21 protein-coding genes are annotated in these 20742 nt (G+C 55.6%); 16 read left to right on the top strand and 5 right to left on the bottom strand.

Annotation, left to right across the window (positions count from 1 at the left end; all coding sequences use genetic code 11):
- On the top strand, positions 1 to 1164 hold a 1164-nt coding region (locus tag ACYZYZ_RS07905; protein WP_461483873.1), incomplete at its 5' end, for a putative bifunctional diguanylate cyclase/phosphodiesterase.
- Here ACYZYZ_RS07905 and ACYZYZ_RS07900 read toward each other — a convergent pair.
- Positions 1161 to 2177 carry an adenosine kinase gene (locus ACYZYZ_RS07900; RefSeq protein ID WP_461483872.1) on the bottom strand — a complete coding sequence of 339 codons (1017 nt, stop codon included), beginning with the start codon at positions 2175 to 2177 and terminating at the stop codon, positions 1161 to 1163. The genes ACYZYZ_RS07905 and ACYZYZ_RS07900 overlap by 4 nt on opposite strands.
- A gap of 110 nt (positions 2178 to 2287) precedes the next feature.
- Between ACYZYZ_RS07900 and mrcB the strand changes: the two genes are divergently transcribed.
- From mrcB to ACYZYZ_RS07880, 4 genes are all read left to right on the top strand, one after another.
- Entirely contained in the window at positions 2288 to 4612 is a 2325-nt protein-coding gene (mrcB, locus tag ACYZYZ_RS07895) for a penicillin-binding protein 1B (protein ID WP_461483871.1), read from the top strand.
- A complete protein-coding gene (locus ACYZYZ_RS07890; protein ID WP_461483870.1) occupies positions 4606 to 5103 on the top strand; it encodes a hypothetical protein in 498 nt (165 codons plus the stop codon). Before mrcB ends, ACYZYZ_RS07890 begins: the two co-directional genes overlap by 7 nt.
- Before the next feature lie 125 nt (positions 5104 to 5228).
- On the top strand, positions 5229 to 7508 hold the full coding sequence (locus ACYZYZ_RS07885) for a DUF1631 family protein (RefSeq protein ID WP_461483869.1): 2280 nt from the start codon (positions 5229 to 5231) through the stop codon (positions 7506 to 7508).
- Positions 7498 to 7881 (top strand): PilZ domain-containing protein, encoded by a 384-nt coding sequence (locus tag ACYZYZ_RS07880; protein WP_461483868.1) that lies wholly within the window; start codon positions 7498 to 7500, stop codon positions 7879 to 7881. The genes ACYZYZ_RS07885 and ACYZYZ_RS07880 overlap by 11 nt, the downstream gene beginning before the upstream one ends.
- Positions 7882 to 7896: 15 nt before the next feature.
- Here the strand turns inward: ACYZYZ_RS07880 and ACYZYZ_RS07875 are convergent, their stop codons facing one another.
- The 3 genes from ACYZYZ_RS07875 to ACYZYZ_RS07865 all read right to left on the bottom strand — a co-directional run bounded on the left by ACYZYZ_RS07875 (position 7897) and on the right by ACYZYZ_RS07865 (position 10370).
- Positions 7897 to 8946, bottom strand: coding sequence for a methyltransferase (locus ACYZYZ_RS07875; protein WP_461483867.1), 1050 nt, complete (start codon positions 8944 to 8946; stop codon positions 7897 to 7899).
- Positions 8939 to 9640: a pseudouridine synthase gene (locus tag ACYZYZ_RS07870; RefSeq protein ID WP_461483866.1), complete on the bottom strand. Its 702-nt coding sequence runs from the start codon at positions 9638 to 9640 to the stop codon at positions 8939 to 8941. The genes ACYZYZ_RS07875 and ACYZYZ_RS07870 overlap by 8 nt, the downstream gene beginning before the upstream one ends.
- 73 nt (positions 9641 to 9713) lie before the next feature.
- Positions 9714 to 10370 (bottom strand): histidinol-phosphatase, encoded by a 657-nt coding sequence (locus ACYZYZ_RS07865; RefSeq protein ID WP_461483865.1) that lies wholly within the window; start codon positions 10368 to 10370, stop codon positions 9714 to 9716.
- Positions 10371 to 10501: 131 nt separating this feature from the next.
- On the opposite strand from ACYZYZ_RS07865, the gene ACYZYZ_RS07860 reads away from it, so the two are divergent.
- Complete coding sequence (locus ACYZYZ_RS07860; RefSeq protein WP_461483864.1) at positions 10502 to 10990, top strand: RNA pyrophosphohydrolase; 489 nt, start codon at positions 10502 to 10504, stop codon at positions 10988 to 10990.
- Complete coding sequence (gene ptsP / locus ACYZYZ_RS07855; RefSeq protein WP_461483863.1) at positions 10991 to 13273, top strand: phosphoenolpyruvate--protein phosphotransferase; 2283 nt, start codon at positions 10991 to 10993, stop codon at positions 13271 to 13273. It begins immediately after the preceding gene.
- Here the strand turns inward: ptsP and ACYZYZ_RS07850 are convergent.
- The gene (locus tag ACYZYZ_RS07850; protein ID WP_461483862.1) at positions 13267 to 14052 is read right to left on the bottom strand and encodes an NRDE family protein; all 786 of its coding nucleotides are present in this window, start codon (positions 14050 to 14052) and stop codon (positions 13267 to 13269) included. The two genes, ptsP and ACYZYZ_RS07850, sit on opposite strands and share 7 nt — an antisense overlap.
- A gap of 50 nt (positions 14053 to 14102) precedes the next feature.
- Between ACYZYZ_RS07850 and lgt the strand changes: the two genes are divergently transcribed.
- From lgt to ACYZYZ_RS07805, 9 genes are all read left to right on the top strand, one after another.
- Positions 14103 to 14906 (top strand): prolipoprotein diacylglyceryl transferase, encoded by an 804-nt coding sequence (gene lgt / locus ACYZYZ_RS07845; RefSeq protein WP_461483861.1) that lies wholly within the window; start codon positions 14103 to 14105, stop codon positions 14904 to 14906.
- Between the two features lie 19 nt (positions 14907 to 14925).
- Complete coding sequence (thyA, locus tag ACYZYZ_RS07840) at positions 14926 to 15831, top strand: thymidylate synthase (RefSeq protein WP_461483860.1); 906 nt, start codon at positions 14926 to 14928, stop codon at positions 15829 to 15831.
- Positions 15832 to 15835: 4 nt separating this feature from the next.
- The gene (locus ACYZYZ_RS07835; protein ID WP_461483859.1) at positions 15836 to 16345 is read left to right on the top strand and encodes a dihydrofolate reductase; all 510 of its coding nucleotides are present in this window, start codon (positions 15836 to 15838) and stop codon (positions 16343 to 16345) included.
- 98 nt (positions 16346 to 16443) lie between these two features.
- Positions 16444 to 17247, top strand: a complete 804-nt coding sequence (locus ACYZYZ_RS07830; protein WP_461483858.1) for a DUF3450 domain-containing protein — start codon at positions 16444 to 16446, stop codon at positions 17245 to 17247.
- A complete protein-coding gene (locus ACYZYZ_RS07825) occupies positions 17244 to 18626 on the top strand; it encodes a MotA/TolQ/ExbB proton channel family protein (protein ID WP_461483857.1) in 1383 nt (460 codons plus the stop codon). The genes ACYZYZ_RS07830 and ACYZYZ_RS07825 overlap by 4 nt, the downstream gene beginning before the upstream one ends.
- Positions 18626 to 19144, top strand: a complete 519-nt coding sequence (locus ACYZYZ_RS07820) for a MotA/TolQ/ExbB proton channel family protein (protein ID WP_461483856.1) — start codon at positions 18626 to 18628, stop codon at positions 19142 to 19144. The genes ACYZYZ_RS07825 and ACYZYZ_RS07820 overlap by 1 nt, the downstream gene beginning before the upstream one ends.
- A 15-nt stretch (positions 19145 to 19159) precedes the next feature.
- A complete protein-coding gene (locus tag ACYZYZ_RS07815; RefSeq protein ID WP_461483855.1) occupies positions 19160 to 19561 on the top strand; it encodes an ExbD/TolR family protein in 402 nt (133 codons plus the stop codon).
- Positions 19562 to 19564: 3 nt separating this feature from the next.
- Positions 19565 to 20170: an energy transducer TonB gene (locus ACYZYZ_RS07810; RefSeq protein ID WP_461483854.1), complete on the top strand. Its 606-nt coding sequence runs from the start codon at positions 19565 to 19567 to the stop codon at positions 20168 to 20170.
- 5 nt (positions 20171 to 20175) lie between these two features.
- The coding region (locus ACYZYZ_RS07805; protein ID WP_461483853.1) for a tetratricopeptide repeat protein at positions 20176 to 20742 on the top strand (567 nt) is incomplete at its 3' end.

Raw genomic sequence — 20742 nt, 5'->3', positions numbered from 1 at the left:
CTGCTATACATCGACTTGTATAACTTCTCGGTCATCAATGATACCTGTGGTCACAATGCCGGTGACGAGTTGCTCTGCCAGTTTGCACGCATGCTTGAGAAGCAGGCGGAGCCAAGGGATGTGGTTGCCCGCATTGGCAATGACGAGTTTGCCTTGCTGCTCAATCAGCGCACGGTGGAGGAAAGCCGTGAGGTGGCAGAGCAGTTACTGTGGCAGATCAAGGAATTCAGTTTTCCTTGGGGAGAGCGGCGCCTGAAGGTCGGCGCCAGTATTGGCGCTAAGGTGATTGACCGCAGTACCACTTCTGAAATTGATGTGCTGGTGGCGGCTGGGACCTCCTGCGCCACGGCCAAGGAATCGGGGCGCAACCGCATTCACTTCAATTACCGCAGTGTTGAGGTGGCCCAGCGCCAAAGTGTTGCGGAGTGGATTCCAATTATTACCGATGCGCTGGAGGAGGACCGCTTTGTTCTCTATTGCCAGCCCATTGTGCCTGTGACCGAAAGCCGGGCCAGCAAGGTGCGGCATTATGAAGTGTTGGTGAGAATGGTGGATCGCCAGGGCGAGATTGTCCCGCCCGGTAAATTTATTCCAGTGGCGGAGCACTACGGATTGATCGAGGATATTGACCGCTGGGTCCTGAACCGTATCTTTGACCACCTGCAGTATCATCCGAACAAAGAACAGCGGTTTGCCGTCAACCTCTCGGGTAACACTATCAGTGACGAAGGGTTGAAGGACTTTATCATCAACAAGTTTAAGTCCACGGGGGTCAGTCCCCAACGACTGCAGTTTGAGGTGACGGAAACTGCGGCCATACGCCATTTTGATCGCGCTATGGACTTCATTAACGCGCTCAAAGATCTCGGCTGTTATTTTTCCCTGGACGACTTTGGCAGCGGCCTGTCATCCCTCGGCTACCTCAAGGAGTTGCCCGTCGATTACCTGAAAATTGATGGCAGCTTTATCCGCAATATGGAGTTGAATGAAGTTGATTACTCCATGGTTAGCACCATTAATCACCTCGGACATATCATGGGCATTTCCACCATTGCCGAATGTGTCGAGAACAGCAGCCAGCTCTCCATGCTTCAGGAGATCGGCGTCGATTATGCGCAGGGCTTCCTGATTGCCCGCCCCATGCCACTCGATAATCTGCGTTAAAGGCTGGAAGGCAGCGTGCTCTCGAAGGCGCCCAGTATTTCCGGGTAAGCATTCAGATCCAATCTTGGCCCAAACTGGCTGACAATGCTGGCCGAAGCGAGGCTGGCTAGTTGTCCCGCCATGGGGTAATCCAGGCCGTGGGTGATGCCATAAAGAAAGGCACCCGCAAACATGTCGCCGGCACCGTTGGTGTCAACAGCGGTAACGGCATGGGGCTGGATGCGGTAGAACTCATTGCCATCACAAACCAGAGCGCCTTCGGCACCTAGCGTTACGGCGAAACTGTTGCTGATCTCAAGTAATTGCCTGGCGGCACTGTCTATATCATCACAACCGGTCCAGCCCAGCGCTTCTGCCTGATTGCAGAACAGCAGGTCGACACGCCGTCCGATCATCTGCTGCAAGCCGTCCTTGAAATAGGTCACCATGCCCGGGTCGGAAAGGCTCAGAGCGGTTTTCACGCCATGTTGTTCAGCAATCTCTCTGGCGCGTATAGCGGCCTGACGCCCACTGTCCGAGGTAACCAGGTACCCTTCCAGGTAGAGGTATTCAGAATTGGCAATGGCCTCCGGGTGTAACTCCTGTTCAGATACGGTTTCGCTGACACCGAGGTAGGTGTTCATGGAACGTTCCGCATCCGGTGTGATCAATACCAGGCACTTGCCGGTAATACCGTCGGTGAGTTTACCGTTATGGTGGTAGTCTACCCCCGCATCCGCCAGGTCATCGAGGTAGAAGCGTCCATGTTCATCATCGGCCACCTTGCAGGAATAGAAGGCTTTGCCTCCAAAGCTGCTGACCGCAATGATGGTGTTGGCAGCAGAGCCACCGCTGGCCCTTTTGGAGGCGGTGAGGTGATCCGAGAGGTGTTCAAGCAGTTCATGATGACGCTGTTCGTCCACCAGTGTCATCAATCCCTTGTCGACCTGTAGCTGTTGCAAATCCTGGTCTGTGACTTCAATTTCGGTATCAACCAGGGCGGCGCCCAGGCCATAAACATGGTATTTGGTCATTGGAAAAGGCGTTTATGAAAAGGAATGAGGGGGCTATTATGCCCGGCGCCCTGTCAGAGTAAAGAAGGGGTTCGGGCTTATAGTATTGCTGAACCTCCAAGGAGAGTTTTTTGGCGAGAAAGACGAGAAAAAAGAAGCCGCGCACCCGGCGTAGATCCTCCCAGGGTCGTCGTTGGTTTTGGCGGTTACTGCTGCTTGGCCTGGTGGTTTCGTTGCTGGCGCTGCTGGTGCTCGATGCGGTGGTGTACCAGAAGTTTTCCGGCAAGAAATGGTCGCTGCCTTCCCATGTTTGCAGTCGTGCTCTGGAGCTATATCAGGGGCAGTCTCTGGGGCGGGAACAATTGCAGTGGGAGTTGGGCAACCTGGGGTACCACCGGGTTTCAGCTGCAAAAAACCCGGGGGAATACAGTGTCTCCAGCAATCGTGTGGAGCTTTATTCCCGGGGATTCGAGTTCTGGGATGGCTCAGAGCCTGCTCGCCTGATGCGGGTTGCTTTCCAGGGCGACAGTGTGCTCGGCTTGACGGACAGTCGGGGAGCACCGCTGCCTTTGGCTCGGCTGGAGCCGATGGTCATCGGCGGTATTTACCCCGCGCACAAGGAAGATCGTGAGCTGGTCAAACTGGAGCAGCTTCCCCCCTCGCTGGCGGATGGGCTTATCGCTGTTGAAGACCAGCGTTTTTACCAGCACCACGGCTTGTCTTTTCGGGGGGTGGCCCGTGCCATGGTGGCAAATCTCAAAGAAGGGCGCCTTGCCCAGGGGGGCAGCACGCTTACCCAGCAGCTAGTGAAAAACTTTTATCTCAACCAGCAGCGGACCCTATCGCGCAAATTGCTGGAAGCCCTGATGGCGGTGATGCTGGAAATACATTTCAGTAAGCAGGAAATTCTTGAAACCTACATTAATGAAGTTTACCTGGGTCAGGCAGGTGACCGGGCGGTGCACGGTTTTGGTCTCGCCAGTCGGCATTACTTCCAGCGATCCGTTGAAGAGCTCGAGCTGCAGCAGGTGGCGCTGCTGGTTGGGATGGTTAAAGGGGCTTCCTATTACAACCCGTGGCGCCAGCCGGAGCGGGCTTTGCAGCGCCGCAACCTGGTGCTGACACTGATGGCGGAGCAGGGTGTGATTACACCGGATGCGGCGCGTCGGGCTCAGCAGAAACCACTGGGGGTGTTACCCCAGCAGCAGGGGCGTGGAGGCCGCTGGCAGTATCCGGCGTTTTTGGATCTGGTGAAAAGGCGGCTGCGTGAGCAGTACGACGAAGAAGACCTTCAGACAGAGGGGTTGCGGATCTTCACCCGTTTCGATCCGCAAGTGCAGCGCAAGCTTGAGGCCCGAGTGGCCAGCCGGATTGATAATCTGGAGCAGGGGTATCGGATTGAAACCGGAAAACTACAGGGTGCTGCCGTCGTTGTCCGGGTTGGCTCCGGAGAGGTGGTGGCCATGGCCGGAGATCGCCAGGCGGGGTATGCAGGTTTTAATCGGGCCCTGGATGCCCGGCGTCAGATTGGTTCAACGGTGAAGCCTGCCGTGTATTTGGCGGCTCTGGAAAGGCCGTCACAATATACGCTGGCCTCCCTGATCGATGACTCTCCCCTTTCCGTAAAGGCGAAGGATGGTGATGTCTGGGAGCCCCGCAATTTTGGTCGCGAAAGTCATGGTCCGGTACCCCTCTATGAAGCACTGGGGCAGTCCTATAACCAGGCGGCAGCGCGCCTGGGGCTGGAGCTGGGTGTCGACAAAGTCGTGGATGCGCTGCAGCGGTTGGGTTACGAAGGGCATCTTCCACCCTTGCCATCGTTGATGCTGGGTGCGGTATCCATGTCTCCGGTTGAAGTGGCACAGCTTTATCACACCATCGCCGCCAATGGCTTTTATACTCCCTTGCGTGCCATTGACTCGGTGTTTACTTCTACCAATACGCCTCTACAGCGTTATCCCTTTGAGAGTGAGCAGCGTTTTGACCCCCGTGCAATGCACCTGCTGCACTATGCCATGCAGGTCGTATTGCGGGAGGGAACCGGGAAAAGTGCCTACCGGCGACTACCCGAGTCGTTGGTGTTGGCGGGCAAAACCGGCACCACCAACGATCAGCGGGACAGCTGGTTTGCCGGTTTCAGCGGCAATTATTTGAGTGTGGTGTGGCTCGGTCGTGATGACAATGGAAAAACACCCCTCACCGGTGGTACTGGTGCCCTGCAGTTGTGGACGGATATCATGGCCAGCCTGGATAACCGCTCTATGGTGTTTAACCAGCCGGATGGTGTCAGTTACTATTGGGTCGAACCCGCAAATGGTTTGTTGAGTCGCGAAGGTTGCGCGGGTGCCCGATATCTTCCCTTTATAGATGGCAGTGAGCCGCGTCAGCAGAGTGGCTGTCGCCCGGACACGCTTGAGGGAGTTATAGATTGGTTCAAGGGTAAATTCGGATGGTGATTAACGGACGGCTTTTTCTAGCCATTCTGCTGTGTAGTTTGCTGGCAGGTTGTGCGCAGGTATATGTGCCGGTCAGTGAATCCAAGTCGCCGCCCAGTAACTTGCCCAGCACTTTTCCGCCACCGGAAACCCAGGCGCCTCCGGCCTCACCCCCTGTGGCGACAGAGTCAGAGTCCGCGAAGCGCATTGAGCCAACAACCTCCAATACTCCGGTCAAGGGCAACAGTGCAGTGGCCTCATTGCTGGATGAGGCCTGGCGCCTCAGTCGGGCCCGTGAATATGATCGCTCCAATGCGGTGGCAGAGCGAGCCATGCGTATCGACCATGCCGAGCCGGAAGTTTACTTGGTGATGGCCACTAACTATGTTGCCATGACACAGCTGCAACTGGCTGAGCAGTTGGTACGCCAGGGGCTGCCGTTGGCAGGTCAGAAGCCGGGTGTAAAGGCCGAGTTGCAGTCCTTGCTGACGCGGATCAGGAGTGGCTATTAGCAAGTGAGTGGCTGGTTGTCGGATGGCTTGTCATAGCACTTGTAATTCTGTGGAATTCGTCACACTATGCATTTTTATTTCTTCAAATGCAGTCTTATTTTCAAGGCTGGGGGTGCGACGGGTAAATGAGCAATTGGCATGGACTTTCCGACCGGGGAGTAGCCATGATCCGCGAACTGGTTCTTGAAACGTCGCGGACAGCTTTCAAGACCTTCTTGCACACCGTTCACGACCGCCTGATTGACTACGCTCAAAAACCCACTGAGGGTGATCAGGGTTTTGAGTTTCTTCATGCTCGTTCGCAGATCAGTGCCCGCCACAATGAAATTTTACGCATTTTTCTGCGCTCTTTGGATGAAGCTTTTGATCGCTTTGCCGAGCAGGAGCAGAAGGGTGGCATAGGTGCTGTCGATGCCGGGTCGCCCGCTGGTAAAAATGCCGCAAACATCTCTCTGATGGAGGACGCAGATGTTGAGGAAGACCTGGCTCTTTCCTCCATTCGCAAGCGTGCTGAAGTGGATAATACGGAATGGCTTTGGGCGTTGGGTCGGCGTATGAGTATGCTGTCTTCACGGCAGATTGACGAAGAATTGCAGTTGCCTTTGGCGCCAGGCAGCTTTTGCCAGGCGATCAAGCAGTCCATGGCCGTCGCCATGATTCCGTTGCAGGCCAAGCTGGTGATCTACAAGCTGTTTGAACGGCAGTTTATACCGGAGCTCAGTGAGCTGTACCAGCAGGCCAATGCCAAACTGGTGGAGCTTGACGTTTTGCCACACCTCGATTATGAGGTGGAAAAGGCGAAGTTGGGAGACACGGGCCGGTTTACTGGGGCGGAACCCAGAAAGCGCACGCAATCTGCCGCGGAAGCCCGAATTCCCGTGTTACAGGATGTGGTGACCACCGGAATACATCCTGTAGCTGCCCCTTCAAAGGATTTGCCAGCCGGGGAATATCAGAGTCAGCTTCTCGACAGTATCTCCCAATTGCAGCAGCAACTGCTGGCCGCAGCCCCCCAGCACCGGGTGGCCAGGCCGGGCCAGCCGGTGCAATATACCGAGCGCCAGCTGGTAGAAGCCGCCGTTCAATTACAGCAATTTGACCAGGTGATCGCGGCAGATATTCTGGCCGTTGCCAGCCAGATCAAGCCGCTGGATATTGTCCGTGCCAGAGACAACCTGCTACACCAATTACAGCAGATTACCCACGCCGAGGAAGCGCCGGCACTGGGTGACAAGGACGTGCGTACCATTGAGCTGGTGGGTATGCTGTTTGAATACATCCTCAACGATGAGCAGATACCCGATTGCGTCAAAGCGCTGTTAAGCTACTTGCACACCCCAATTCTCAAGTTGGCGTTTGTCGAATCCGACTTTTTCCGGCACCAGGAACACCCTGCACGGTTGCTGCTGAATGCCATGGCGGACGCCGGGTCCCAGTGGGTTAGCAATGACGGCTCCTGCCAGTTCGATATGCTTGAGCAGATAAGGAAGACAGTGCGCGAAATACTCGGCAGTGAAGAGTTGGATACGCGGAAACTGGCGGCGCTGTTGATGGCCTTCAACGGTTATGTGCAGAAAGTGGAAATGCGCATACGGCTGTTGGAAAAGCGCGCTATGGAGCGCGCCCGTGGAGAAGACCGCCTGATCGAGGTGAAGCAGCGAGTCAACCTGGAAATCCACAAGCGCATTGCCGACCGGGAGATACCCTCGGCGATGTTGCTGTTCCTGCTGCAGCCATGGTCTGATTACATGGCCCACCTGTTGTTGCGCTATAGCGATGACTCTGAACAGTGGCGGCAAGCCCTTGGGCTGGTGGAAGATATGCTTTGGGGTCTGGAGCTAAGTGGTTCGGCCGGTGAGTGGCTGCGTTGGCGCCAGAATTACCTGTGGATGGAGTCCCTGATTGATAAATGTTTTGATGTGATCGGTTACGACACAGACAAGGCGTTAAAGCTGAAACGCTCCATTAGTCGTATTTATCAATTGCGTGAACGCAATCTGAAACCGGAAGCGGCCACCGAGGATATTCGCAAGCGTCTGGTTCAGATGTCTGAGCGCAGAGCGGGTCAACGTGCCGATATGTCGCACCTGAGCAATCAGGAAAAAACCATTATTGAAAAGCTGCGCCTGATGGAATTTGGCACCTGGTTTGAGTACAAAAATGGCCGTCGTGAAAAGGTAGCCTGGTTTAATCCTAATAGCCTACAGTTCCTGTTCGTCGATCAAAGTGGTAAGCGTTCCGGGATGAAAACCGGCAACGAGCTGGCGCGGGCCATCAGCAATGGCGACCTGCGCATGATTGGTGCCAGTGACAAGCCGCTGGTAGAGCGCTCCATGGAATCCATCTTCACAGACCTTAATGGCCGCGCCCATGCCAGGGCTTCCGGTGCACAACATGTCGGCTGACAATGAACGCCGGCGTCTGCCGCGACTTCAGCTCGACCTGCAGGTCGAGCTGGTGGATCAGGCCAGCGGTGATACGTTGGGTGTGCTGGTGAACGTGCATCTGGAGGGCTTCCTGATGATGGGAGGATTAACCCTCAAGCCCGACCACCTGTATACCGTGGAATTAAGGCCAATTACACCTGTGCCATCACTTGAACCTGTTACCCTGACGATGGACTGTCTGTGGACAAGGGCTATGGGTCAGCAGGACCGTGTATGGGCAGGCTGCCAGATTGTTGATTTGGCTCCTGATGAAAAGCAAAAATTGGCTGCGATGATTGAGCAATTTGCCCATGAAGCGGCCGAAGAAGAGCAACACCAGCGCATGGCCTAGACGCTGGTTGAAAAACTATTTGTGCATCGTCCTTGTCAGGACCAGAACCTTAAAGCTTCGGTCTTCTGCCACCAGTTCAACCGTTAATCCTTCCTTTTCAGCACAGTTTTCCAGTGGCACAAAACGGTTCACCACGAACAGGGCCTTTCCGCCGTGTTTCAGGTGTTGGTGGCAACTGGCTACAAACTGGCTGGTCAGATCGCCATCGGTGACAAAACCCTGGTGAAAGGGCGGATTGCAGAGCACCACGTCAAAGCGTTCGGCAATGCTGCTGCCACAATCAGCAGCAATCACATCTCCTTTGATGCCCAAGGCTGCAAAGTTAGCCTCGCAGCTTTTGATTGCTGCCGCATTGTTGTCGGTGGCAACGATACGGGCGCTGCAGTATTGCGCGGCCATGCAGGACAGGAAGCCGTATCCGCAACCCAGGTCGAGGAGCGTGTCCTGCTCGCCAATGCTGGCCAGGAAAGTTTTGAGCTGGGAAGCCAGCAGGGCGCTGCCCTGGTCCACCTTGTTCCAACCGAACTGTCCGGGTTTGCTCTGTAATGTTAGCCCGTCGGTATTGATGCAGGCACGAAGCTGACGGTAATCGTTGTCTTCCAGCGGTGGGTTATCTGCATCTGACTTTTGCAATGTGGCGAGATACAGGGTGCCATGCTTCTCCGGTTTGCGGGGGTTTCCCAGGTAGCGGCCAGCTTTGTCCGCATAGGTTTTTATGCCATCACTTTTTTCACCGATCAGGGCGAGGGTGCCACTGGCACCTAGCAGTCTTCGGGATTGATTAATGATGTGGTGGGTGAGGGCCTTTTCCTTGGCGACACGAAACAGGATTTGCGCAAATTCCCCTGATGCCAGGGCATCGAGATCAAAGTCGTTAAATTGGCAGTTAAAGCCTGCCTTGAGTGCGCTCTGATAAAGGTTGTAGCGGTTGGTGACAATCATCAGGTTGTCAGGTTGCAATTGGTGTAATGGCGCGGAGCCAAGATTTTCATCCGCCACCAGTAACTGGGGGCCGTTGCAACGCCGCTGCTGTTGCGCCAGCAATGCCATACCTGAATTATTCATGAGCCCCCACGCTATCGATCTCTTCCTGTGTCAGAGCCCGGTACTCACCTGGAGCGAGTGCCGGGTCCAGTACGATATCGCCCATCTGCTCGCGGTGCAGGGCCGTCACCAGGTTGCCTACGGCAGCGAACATGCGTTTGACCTGATGATATTTGCCCTCGCTGATGACCAATAGCGCATGATGAGTGTCCATGATGGTGAGTTGGGCTGGCAGGCAACGGCGTTTTTCCCCTTCCAGCCACAGGCCGTCGGCAAACTTTTTAATCAACGCCTCGTCGAGGGGTCGATCGACCGCTACCCGGTAAGTTTTGAGGCAATGGCTGCGGGGTGAGGTGACGCGGTGATTCCACTGGCCGTCGTCGGTGATCAGAAGCAGGCCGGTGGTGTCGAGGTCAAGGCGACCTGCAATCTGCAGTTGCTCCGGACGAGGCTCGTCCAGTAAGTCGATGGCGGTGGGATGATCGCTGTCCTTGCTGGCGGAGACAACGGCAGCGGGCTTGTTCAGCATCAGGTAACGGGGTCCTGGGGTGTGGATGGCAATGCCGTCCACGCAGACCTGATCGTTGTCGCTGACAATTTCTCCCGGGTTACTCGCAGGCAAGCCGTTCAGCTCCACCAGCCCCTGGCGAACCAGTTGTTTTACCTGGGAGCGAGAATAGTCTGAGGCGTTGCTAATGTAGCGGTCCAAGCGCACGGGCAATATTCCGGGTTTGTGTCAGGGCGAGTTTGCGCCATGGGATCGATGCGGACAATGCCCTTCATAGGCATTAGTCGCGAAGACTGATGATTTCCCACTGCCGCTGTTCGGCGACGGATCGTAATTTCGGGCAGGGGTCAACGGCCACGGGCCGGTCGACAATCTCCAGTAAAGGCAGGTCATTGATGGAATCACTGTAAAAGCTGCTGCCATCGAGACTCTTGCCGGTTTCCGCGAGCCAGGCATTCAGGCGTACGACCTTGCCTTCCTTGTAGCTCGGAACGCCGCTGACCCGTCCGGTGTAGTGCCCGTTGAGTTGCTCCGGTTCGGTGGCGATCAGCACATCGGCTCCCAACTTGTTGCTGATGGGTTCAACCACAAAGCGGTTGGTGGAGGTGATGATGATGATCAGGTCGCCTTGGTCACGGTGCTGCTGTAACAGTTGCTCGGCTCGTGGCAGCCACATGGGTGCAATCACTTCCTGCATGAACATGTTGTGAAGAGTCAGTAGCTCTCCCTTGTCCACCTCTGCCAAAGGTTGCAGGGCAAATTCAAGATAGGCGTTCATATCCAAATTGCCGGCTTGATAGTCCCGGTAGAAGCGGTCATTCATTTCGCTGTAATAGGCCGGGTCTACCCTGTTTTGAGAGACCAGAAACTCTCCCCAGCCGTGGTCGCTGTCCCCGGCGATAAGGGTATTGTCGAGGTCAAACAGGGCAATAGACATGGCTAAGTGGTCTCATTTGGAGCAAAAGGCGGCATAGCTTAACGAGAGATGGGACTGTCCTCAACTGCGTATTTAGGGTAACTTTGCCTATTGGCATGAATATAAATAAGAAAAAATCCAGGGTTTAAATTGTGGTAGATCGCGAAGGGTTTCGGCCCAACGTAGGTATTGTGATTTCCGATGGCGTAGGCAAATTGCTCTGGGCCAAGCGTATTGGCCAGGATGCCTGGCAGTTTCCCCAGGGTGGTATTAACCGTGGGGAAAAACCTGAAGATGCTCTTTATCGTGAGCTTTTTGAAGAGGTCGGACTGGAACCGGAGGATGTAAAAATCCTGGGTTGTTCCCGGGGCTGGCTGCGTTACCGCCTCCCTAAGGCCATGCAACGGCGCAACAGTAAACCTCTGTGTGTCGGCCAAAAACAAAAATGGTTTTTATTGCAGCTGGTGGGTGAGGAAACCCGTATCCGTCTGGACCTTAACGTTAAGCCGGAGTTCGATCACTGGCAGTGGGTCAACTACTGGTATCCAGTTGGCCAGGTCATTGACTTCAAAAGAGATGTATATAGAAAAGCGCTCAAAGAGCTGGCGCCTTTGCAGTGTGAGATGGAGCGTAGGAACTAGATGCTCGAATCGCTCAGAAACATTGTTCAGGAGGTCAACGCAGCCAAGGATTTTGGCGAAGTCCTCCGTCTGATTGTTCACCTCGTGAAGCAGGTGATGAATACAGGTATGTGTTCTGTATACCTGTACAGCCCGTCGACGAATACCTATGTGCTGATGGGCACAGATGGTCTCAACCCCGATTCGGTGGGCAAAGTGCATTTGTCGACCCGTGAGGGCCTAGTGGGTTTGGTCGCCTCCAGAGCTGAGCCCATCAATCTGGAAGACGCGGAGACACACCCCAATTTTGCTTTTTTCCCGGAAACCGGTGAGCAGCGCTACCGTTCGTTTCTGGGTGCTCCCATTATTCATCACCGTAAGGTACTCGGCGTGCTGGTGGTCCAGCAGCAGGACCGTCGTCGCTTTGATGAAAGTGAAGAATCTTTTCTGGTAACAGTTTCTGCGCAGCTCGCGGGTGTCATTGCCCATGCTGATGCCACCGGTGAGTTGGACCGCCTGCTCAATCCTCGCGAGGTGGCGATTCACGAACGTATCTATCCCGGCGTGGCGAGCGCCCCCGGTGTTGCCATTGGCACGGTGGTGGTGGTGGCGCCTTCTGCCGATCTGAATGCTGTTCCCGAACGCCGGGCAGTGGACATCGAAGCGGAACTCTGCCAATTCCGGCAGGCGATGGAGCAGACCAAGCGGGATATCCGCGCTCTCGATGCCAGTATGGTTGGCAAGCTCAGTGATGAGGAGCGGGCATTGTTCGATGTGTATTTACGCATGCTCGACGATCACGCAATGGGCGGAGAAGTGATCGGCATGATCAAGGAAGGGTTGAGTGCACAAAGCGCTTGGGCACAAGTGGTGTTGGGCCATGTGCGCATGTTTAAAAGTATGAAAGACAGCTACCTGCGCGAGCGCGCCTCCGATGTCGAGGATCTGGGTCGCCGGGTATTGGCTAATCTGCAACAGGGTGAAACCAAGCGCACTTCGTTTCCCGAGCACATGGTCATGATGGGTGAAGAGCTGTCTGCGGCTTCATTCGCAGATGTGCCTCTGGAGAAGGTCGCCGCGATTGTTTCCGTGAAAGGATCGCGCAACTCCCATATGGCGATTCTGGGCAGAGCCATAGGTATCCCCACCGTGATGGGAGCAGTGGATCTGCCCTGGGGTCGCCTGGAAGGGGAGGAAGTGATCGTCGATGGCCATACTGGGCAGGTCATCGTGTCTCCCCGGGAAGAGTTGCGCCAAACCTACATGCAACAGATCTATGAAGAGAAGTTGCTGGCAGCAGACCTGGAAAAACTGACGGACGAACCCTGTGTTACCGCCGATGGACACCATTTGTCCCTGTGGGTAAATACCGGCTTGCGGTTGGACTCTCAACTATCATTGGATCGCGGTGCGGAAGGTGTGGGACTTTATCGCACAGAAATCCCGTTTCTGATGCTGGATCGCTTCCCTTCCGAGGAAGAGCAGCGCAAAGCCTATCGGGAACATCTGGAAATGTTTGCGCCCCGCACGGTTACCATGCGCACCCTGGATATTGGTGGCGACAAGGATTTGCCCTATTTCCCCATCGAAGAGGCCAACCCGTTTCTTGGGTGGCGAGGTATACGCATCTGTCTCGACCACCCGGAAATTTTTCTGGTGCAGTTGCGTGCCATGATGCGTGCCAGCGAAGGGCTGAATAACCTCAGTATTCTGCTGCCGATGATTTCCAATGTGCCGGAGCTGGAGAGTGCCCTGCAGCTCATTTACCAGGTTTACGACGAACTTACCGAGGAAGAGGGCTACCAGATTGAAATGCCCAATGTCGGCGCCATGATCGAGGTGCCCGCGGCGGTGTACCAGATTCGTGAATTGGCCCGGCGGGTAGATTTTCTCTCGGTGGGAACCAATGACCTGACACAATACTTGCTGGCAGTGGATCGCAACAACCCTCGCGTGGCGGAGCTTTACCACGCCTGCCACCCCAGCGTACTGCGTGCCCTCTGGGCGATAGCCGAAGGCGCCCGCGGTGAAGATACCCCGGTCAGTGTGTGTGGCGAAATGGCAGGCGATCCCATTGGTGCCGTGTTGTTGATGGCACTGGGTTTCAGGGTGCTGTCCATGAGCGCTACCAACCTACTCAAGGTGAAAGCCATTCTCCGGCAAGTCAGCCTTTCCGAGGCAGAACAACTGCTCGAGGAAGTGATGTTGATGCCCGATGCCGGTTTGGTGTGGCGGCACATGGAAAAAGCACTTAAAAAGCCGGAAGTGGCAGCACTGTTTCGTGGCAGTAGTAATGTTCACTGATCCTTTTGTGTGAAGTGAAACTCCTTTAACTCCCCCTTGGCGCCACCCTGCTGATAGCTCTGCTCCAGGACGTGACACTGGCCGTTGCGGTCTTTCATGAAAACAGTGGTGCTGCGTGTGCCATAGTGTTTGGAGTGGATGAATGGTGGCGACAGTAGGCGTTCCAGTTCAATGCCCACACCGGTATCTGGCAACAATTCATCGTCATACGGCGTATCTCTCTGTAACGCTTTCAGCAGCAGTCCTGGATCGGGCTTTTGGTCTCTGATCAGGACCTGCAAGGCATCCCTGGCATGGTTGGCCTTGGGCCAGGGGGTGTCCAGAAGATGATTGGACAGGGTGAAAATTCCAGCCTCCAACGTTTGCAGCCTCCCCGTGCGGTTGGGGCAGTACAACAGGCTTTGATCATCACCAAGCAGCAGGTTGAAGGGGCTGTAATCATTGCTTTCCGCAAGTACCCTGTTGCCGTAGTCAACCAGACTGCCAGCATGCTCGAGGCACCCGGTGGTCAGTGCCCCCCTGGAGCGTGGTGCATTCTCCGGGTGGGACTCCCGGTAGTTGGTGACTGCACTCCAGCGACCGTCCCGGCGAATACCCAGCCAGGTGCCACCAGCCAGCAGATCTCGACCACCAAGAATGTCCGGATTGTCCTCCCAGAAATGTGCTGCTGCAGTGGGGCGCTCATAGAACTCGTCGCGATTGGCCACCAGAATCAGTGGGTAGCGAGGGTGGGTTTGCCAGGCAAAGGCGATCAGACACATGGCGTTATTGTAGCTCACCAGTCGACAAGCTATGATCCCTGCAAACATAGCTGTTGTACATTGCCTTCATGCTGACTTACCCCGCCATTGACCCCGTTGCATTTTCCCTTGGCCCTTTTCAGGTGCACTGGTACGGCTTGATGTACCTGATCGGCTTTCTCGCCGCCTGGCGCCTGGCCCTGAAACGCAGCGAACGCCCCTGGTCTCCGGTGCGTCGCAAGCAGGTAGAAGACCTAGTGGTGTATTGCGCCTTCGGTGTGATCCTGGGTGGCCGGTTCGGTTATGTCATTTTTTATAATCCGGAAAAATGGCTGTCAGATCCACTCTGGTTGTTCCGAGTGTGGGAAGGTGGCATGGCTTTCCACGGTGGCTTAATTGGTGTGCTCATTGCGCTGTGGCTCTACACACGTCATATTCAGGGGTCTTTTCTGGCACTGGGCGATTTCGTGGCCCCCATGGTGCCCATCGGACTGGGCTTGGGCCGTCTGGGTAATTTCATAGGCCAGGAGTTGTGGGGGCGTCCCACCGACAGTTTTCTGGGTATGGTGTTTCCCAACGACCCGTTACAGCTGCCCCGTCATCCCTCCCAGCTGTACGAAGCGCTGCTGGAAGGCTTGGTGCTGTTTCTGGTGCTGATGTGGTTTTCCCGCAAGCCCCGCTCTGCGGGGATGGTGGGAGGCTTGTTTGTGAGTCTTTATGCCGTTTTCCGTTTTGTGGTGGAGTTTGTACGCTCCCCGGACAACCATATCGGTTTTGACCTGTTTGACTGGATGACCCGGGGGCAGTTGCTCTGCCTGCCCATGTTCGCGCTGGGGGGCACCGTTATGCTGTGGGCGTGGTGGCGTGGGCGAGCCACATCGACAGCCGTATAACTTTGTTAAAGGACAGACCATGAAGCAATACCTGGATCTGATGTGCCATATCCGCGACTGCGGTGTGAGCAAGGAAGATCGCACCGGTACGGGCACCCGCAGCGTTTTTGGCTATCAGATGCGTTTTGATCTCGCCGAGGGGTTTCCTCTGGTGACCACCAAGAAGGTGCACCTGAAATCCATTATTCACGAGCTCTTATGGTTTATCCGTGGCGATACCAACATCCGTTACCTGGTGCAAAATGGGGTCAATATCTGGAATGACTGGCCGTTTCAAAGTTGGTTGAACCAGACTGGTCAGGCGGACGACTTCCCGATGTATACCCCGCTGTGGCGGGAACAGATGAAAGTTTTTGTTGAGCGAATCAAGGAAGACGAAGAGTTTGCCTCCAGTTACGGAGACCTGGGGCCGGTGTACGGACACCAGTGGCGCAACTTTGAAGGCGTTGACCAGTTGGCGCAGGTGGTTGAGGACATCAAGGCAAACCCGGACTCACGTCGTCTGTTGGTTTCTGCCTGGAACCCCAAGGATATCCCGGTGATGGTCAAGTCGGGGTTGCCTCCCTGCCATAGCCTGTTCCAGTTCTACGTCACTGAAGGCCGTTTGTCCTGTCAGCTCTATCAGCGCAGTGCCGATGTGTTTCTGGGCGTGCCATTCAATATCGCCTCCTACGCACTGCTTACCATGATGGTGGCGCAGGTAACCGGTTTGAAGCCCGGAGATTTTGTTCATACCTTTGGCGATGCGCACCTGTATTCCAATCACCTTGAGCAGGTTGAGGAGCAGTTGGGGCGGCAACCCTTTCCCCTGCCGACGATGGCGATTAACCCGGATGTAAGCGATTTGTTCGCGTTTCGGTTTGAGGATTTTGAATTGCAGGGTTATCTGGCGCATCCCCATATATCAGCTCCGGTGGCGGTGTAAGCCCATGGCCGAATTGACGCTGTCTCTGATCGTGGCGATGGACCGCAACCGGGTGATCGGTTGTGATAACGCCTTGCCATGGCATCTACCGGAAGATCTCAAATATTTCAAATCGGTCACCATGGGCAAGCCCATTGTCATGGGTCGCAAAACTTTTGAATCCATAGGTCGGCCCCTGCCGGGACGGCTTAATATCGTGATTACCCGCAATACGGGCTGGCAGCATCCGGGTGTGGTTGTGGCTCATTCTCTCAGTGAGGCGCTGGTGCTGGCGGGCAATGATCCCCCGTCCAGGGAGGCGGGAGAAGTCATGGTGATAGGCGGGGAACAAATTTATCGAGCAGCCATCGAACAAGCATCACGCCTCTATATCACCCGGGTAGATACCGAGGTGGAAGGAGATGCATTCTTTCCCGACATCACAGAAGGCCACTGGCGGGAAGTGGAATGCCAGCAACCAGCCCAGCAGGGTGACACACCCTATTGCTTTCAGGTGCTGGAGCGTAGGCACTGAGATAAGCCGGCTATGCAGGGGCCGTTTGCCTCTGTGGTAGGTGGCTACGATAATGACAGCCTGGGTAACCCCGGGAAGCGGGCGTAACAGGAATTCCAATGATGAATAAAAAGCGTACCGATGCCAGAAACACCAGTTTCAGGTGGCGGCTGCTGCCAGCACTGCCGTTGTTGGTAATGGCGTCTTTGTCGCTGCAGGCGGCGGATGTTGACACCGTGTTAAAGGCGGAAAAGGACAAAACCAGTGCGGCCCAGGCTTCACAGAAACGTGTGGATGCTCTGGCAGATCAGGCCGATGAATTGTTCCAATCCTTCAAGCAGGTCAACAAACAGATAGAAAATCTGCAGGTTTACAACGCCCAGTTGGAGGCGCAGCTGGCAGACCAGCGCAGTACCCTGGCAGACCTCGCATCATCCATTGACAGCGCTGCTCAGATGGAGCGCCAGTTGGCACCCCTTACCCTGAAGATGATCGCTTCATTGGAGCAGTTTGTCGCACTGGATATCCCATTTCTGGTGGAGGAGCGCCAGGCCCGCCTGGAACGCCTGCGCAGCAATCAGTCCCGTGCAGATCTGAGCAGTGCCGAGAAATTCAGGCAGGTGTTGGAGGCTTACAAAATCGAAAGTGAATACGGCACCCGCATCGACAGTTACCCGGAAACACTGGAGATTGACGGGCAGAGACGGGAGGTGAACATCCTGCGTGTTGGTCGCATCGCCCTCCTTTACCAGACAGCGGATCAGCAGGTGACCGCCGTTTGGGATAAGCAGGCCAAAAACTGGCTGCAACTGGAAGGTAGTGATTATCGCCAGGCGGTTGCCCAGGGTATACGTATCGCCCGCCGTCAGGCAGCGGTGGATTTGCTGCAGTTGCCGATTCCGGCACCGGAGGTGGCGCAATGAGGATGCTGAAATCGGTGTTTCTCTGCGGTGTGTTGATTCTTGCCATGCCGGGCTGGGCCCTTGCCGAGGAGGCTGGTCAGGCACAGTCGGCTTCCCTGGATGAACTGTTATTGCGGATCAAAGAAGCGAGGCTTAGTGAGTCCCGGGAGCAGGCGGCTCGCGTCAGAGAATTCCAGCAGGCGAAGGCTGAAAAAGACAAATTACTGAAGCAGGCTAAGGCCACGGAACTTGCGGAAGAACAGCGTTCAGAGCAGCTGGAACAGGAGTTTGCGGACAATGAACGCCAGATTGCGGCGCTGGAAGCGCAGCTCCAGGAACGTCTTGGATCGCTGAAAGAGATGTTCGGCCACCTCACTGCGGCGGCGGGTGATACCCGCAGCACACTTAACCATTCTTTGGTGAGCGCCCAGTTCCCAGATCGCACCGATTTTCTGGATGATTTGATCGAGCGCATGAGCAGCAATACCCGCTTGCCATCCATCGCCGAAATCGAACAGCTTTGGTATGAAATAAATCGCGAGATGATTGAAGCCGGTAAAGTAGTGAGTTTCCCTGCTACCGTTATCGGGGCTGATGGTGAGCAGTCATCCCGCCAGGTCGTACGTGTTGGTGCCTTCAATTTGTTGTCCGAGGGTGCCTACCTGACCTACCGCCCAGAAACTGGCACAGTTGCTGAGCTGGCCCGTCAACCGGGTGGTGGTTATCAAAAAATGGCGTTGGAGCTACAGAGTAGCGGCGGCGGTTTTACCTCGGTGGCCATTGACCCAACCGGTCCCAGTGGTGGTTCACTGCTGGCGGCGCTGGTGAATAGCCCCGGCTGGCTGGAGCGCTGGCGGCAGGGGGGTGGTATTGGCTACCTGATCTCGGGATTGGGTGTGCTGGCGTTAATACTCGCCCTGTGGCGGCTCGTGATCCTTTCTGCTGTCTCACGCCGGGTCAGCCGACAGCTGTCCAAAGATGCGCCCGCCAATGACAACCCCTTGGGGCGGGTATTGCAAATTGGTCTGGACAATCCTGCATTGGATGCTGAGTCCCTGGAGCTTAAATTACACGAGCAGGTGCTGAAGGAGCGGCCATCCATCGAGGTGGGCCTGAACTGGTTAAAGATTATTGCCATGGTGGCACCACTGTTGGGTCTGCTAGGGACTGTCACGGGCATGATTATTACTTTCCAGGCAATCACATTGTTTGGCAGTGGTGATCCCAAGACGATGGCCGGAGGCATCTCGTCGGCACTGGTGACCACGGTTTTAGGGCTTTGTGTGGCTATACCTACGGTCTTGTTACACACCTTTGTGAATAGCCGTGCCCAGCGGATTCTGCACATCCTGGAAGAGCAGAGTGCCGGGCTGGTGGCGGAGCAGTCCGAGGCCCGCTGATGCCCTTTTTTCTGGCGGACATAGGCAAGCTGATTGATGCGGGCGGCCCTGTATTGTTGCTCATTGCCGGGTTGTTGCTGGTGATGTGGGCGCTGGTGTTTGAGCGCCTCTGGTACTTTCATTCCACCCTTAAGCGCGAGGCCGCTGAGGTGCTGGCGCGCTGGGAAAGCCGCCCCGAGCGTCGTTCGGTGAGAGCCCACCAGGTCCGCGAGGCACTTATTTCCAGTGTTGGGCTGAATATCAACCGCAACCTCTCCATGATCAGGGCCCTGATCGCCATTGCACCTCTATTGGGGCTGCTGGGTACTGTCACCGGGATGATCGGCGTGTTTGACGTACTCTCCCTTAGCGGCAGCGGTGATGCCCGCTCCATGGCAGCGGGTGTGTCGCGGGCGACCATTCCCACCATGGCAGGGATGGTGGCAGCACTTTCCGGCGTCTTTGCCAATACCTACCTGCGGCGGGTGGCTGATCGAGAGCAACAAATGTTGGCAGACCATCTGACCATGGATCACTGAGGGGAATGAGCCACGATGCGTGACCGCACCTATCGACAGCCTGAAACCCCGCAGACAATAGATCTGACACCGATGCTGGATGTGGTATTTATTCTGCTGATATTTTTTATTGTCACGGCCACCTTTATCCGAGAGCCGGGTGTTGATGTCCAGCGAACGGTGGCTGTGACGGCTGAACAGCAGAAACCGGCCATACTTGTGGCGGTAACGGCAGACAACCAGATCTGGATTGATGGCCAGCGCGTGATGCCGGAAAACCTGCGGTTACATATTCTCAGGCTGCGCAATGATAATCCCCGCGGAGGGCTGGTGATTCAGGCAGACCGGCAGGCGGAAATGGCGACATTAAGCAAGGTGTCTGATGTGGCCCGAGCGGCCGGCATTGATGCAGTGGCTGTTTCCACAGGGGATCGCTAGATCATGCTGTTGATACGGTATTTTGTGGCTGCAGGGCTGGCATTGCTGGTGACTCTTGCGCTGTTCCTGGGTATGCAGCGGTTGATTCAGTCCGTCAACGGCGAGGCCGCCCAACTATCAGGCCATCAGATAGCCGATATTTGGCAGTCGAAGCGCACCATTGAGGAGCAGCGCAAAACGACCAAGCCGGACAAACCGGAGGAGCCGGAGCGGCTTCCGCCACCTCCTCCCGAGATGCAACTGAGCACGAATACCCCGGTGAGCTCCGTGAGCATGGCCATGCCCTCTGCCAAAGGTCTGGATATTGGCCTCGGTGGTGCTTTCAGTCGGGATTCGGATTACATACCGGTGTATGTGCCGCAGCCGGATTATCCCCCGCGGGCGTTGCGTCAGGGGGTGGAGGGTTATGCCGTGGTCGAGGTGATTATTACCACCACCGGCAGTGTGCGGAACGCCAAGCTGCTAGAGGAATACCCCCCTAACAAGGACTTCGGCAAATATGCTCTGAAGGCGGCCCAGAAGCTTAAGTACAAACCCCGTGTGATCGATGGCGTCGCCGAAGAGGTCCCCGGTGTGTTGTATAAGTTTTCCTTCAGGATTTCCCGGTAATGCGCATGGAGTCGGGAAAAATCACTAAATTTCTCAAATTCGGTTCATGGCTGCTGGTCGCGTGGGTGTCCCTATGGCTGATGCCTGTAACGGCTGAGGAGGAAGCGGCTTCGCGGCAGTATGAGAATGTAAAAACCCGTCAACGTCAGGCGGTGGGCCAGGCCTGTGCCGTACAGTTGGAAAAAATCCAGAAAGTGTTTCAGAAGACTGATTCACCGGATGCACCCCGGCTCAGGGCATTGGTTGGCGAGTTAAGCGGGTTAACCGGCAAGGTTTGCAACAGCAGTTACGAAAAATCCCAGGTCTACAATCTGCTGGGGTACAGCCATTACTCGCTGGAGGACTACCCCCGGGCCATCGAAAGCTACCTGGCTCTGATTGCTGAGCCAGAGGTGGACGAGCGGCAGCGAACGGCGACTCGCTTCACCGTCGCACAACTCTATTTTTCCCTGGAGAAGTATGCCGAAGCCGCTCGGCAATTGGAGCTTTGGCAGTCTGAGGCCACCGTGGTCAGCCCCGAGGGTAAAGCGTTACTGGCGCGGACCTATTATTACCTGAACCGTAAGGCCGAG

Origin of the sequence: Porticoccus sp., assembly GCA_023261185.1 — a bacterium.
GTDB lineage: Bacteria > Pseudomonadota > Gammaproteobacteria > Pseudomonadales > Porticoccaceae > Porticoccus > Porticoccus litoralis.
Note: the sequence above shows the minus strand (reverse complement) of the source record. Positions and strands in the feature narration are given on the sequence as shown.

Coding starts and splice junctions, on each gene's coding strand:
- ACYZYZ_RS07900 (WP_461483872.1), bottom strand. CDS start 2,177: ATGACCAAATACCATGTTTATGGCCTGGGCGCCGCCCTGGTTGATACC.
- ACYZYZ_RS07890 (WP_461483870.1), top strand. CDS start 4,606: ATGGTGATTAACGGACGGCTTTTTCTAGCCATTCTGCTGTGTAGTTTG.
- ACYZYZ_RS07885 (WP_461483869.1), top strand. CDS start 5,229: ATGAGCAATTGGCATGGACTTTCCGACCGGGGAGTAGCCATGATCCGC.
- ACYZYZ_RS07880 (WP_461483868.1), top strand. CDS start 7,498: ATGTCGGCTGACAATGAACGCCGGCGTCTGCCGCGACTTCAGCTCGAC.
- ACYZYZ_RS07875 (WP_461483867.1), bottom strand. CDS start 8,946: ATGAATAATTCAGGTATGGCATTGCTGGCGCAACAGCAGCGGCGTTGC.
- ACYZYZ_RS07865 (WP_461483865.1), bottom strand. CDS start 10,370: ATGTCTATTGCCCTGTTTGACCTCGACAATACCCTTATCGCCGGGGAC.
- ptsP (WP_461483863.1), top strand. CDS start 10,991: ATGCTCGAATCGCTCAGAAACATTGTTCAGGAGGTCAACGCAGCCAAG.
- lgt (WP_461483861.1), top strand. CDS start 14,103: ATGCTGACTTACCCCGCCATTGACCCCGTTGCATTTTCCCTTGGCCCT.
- thyA (WP_461483860.1), top strand. CDS start 14,926: ATGAAGCAATACCTGGATCTGATGTGCCATATCCGCGACTGCGGTGTG.
- ACYZYZ_RS07835 (WP_461483859.1), top strand. CDS start 15,836: ATGGCCGAATTGACGCTGTCTCTGATCGTGGCGATGGACCGCAACCGG.
- ACYZYZ_RS07830 (WP_461483858.1), top strand. CDS start 16,444: ATGATGAATAAAAAGCGTACCGATGCCAGAAACACCAGTTTCAGGTGG.
- ACYZYZ_RS07825 (WP_461483857.1), top strand. CDS start 17,244: ATGAGGATGCTGAAATCGGTGTTTCTCTGCGGTGTGTTGATTCTTGCC.
- ACYZYZ_RS07820 (WP_461483856.1), top strand. CDS start 18,626: ATGCCCTTTTTTCTGGCGGACATAGGCAAGCTGATTGATGCGGGCGGC.
- ACYZYZ_RS07815 (WP_461483855.1), top strand. CDS start 19,160: ATGCGTGACCGCACCTATCGACAGCCTGAAACCCCGCAGACAATAGAT.
- ACYZYZ_RS07810 (WP_461483854.1), top strand. CDS start 19,565: ATGCTGTTGATACGGTATTTTGTGGCTGCAGGGCTGGCATTGCTGGTG.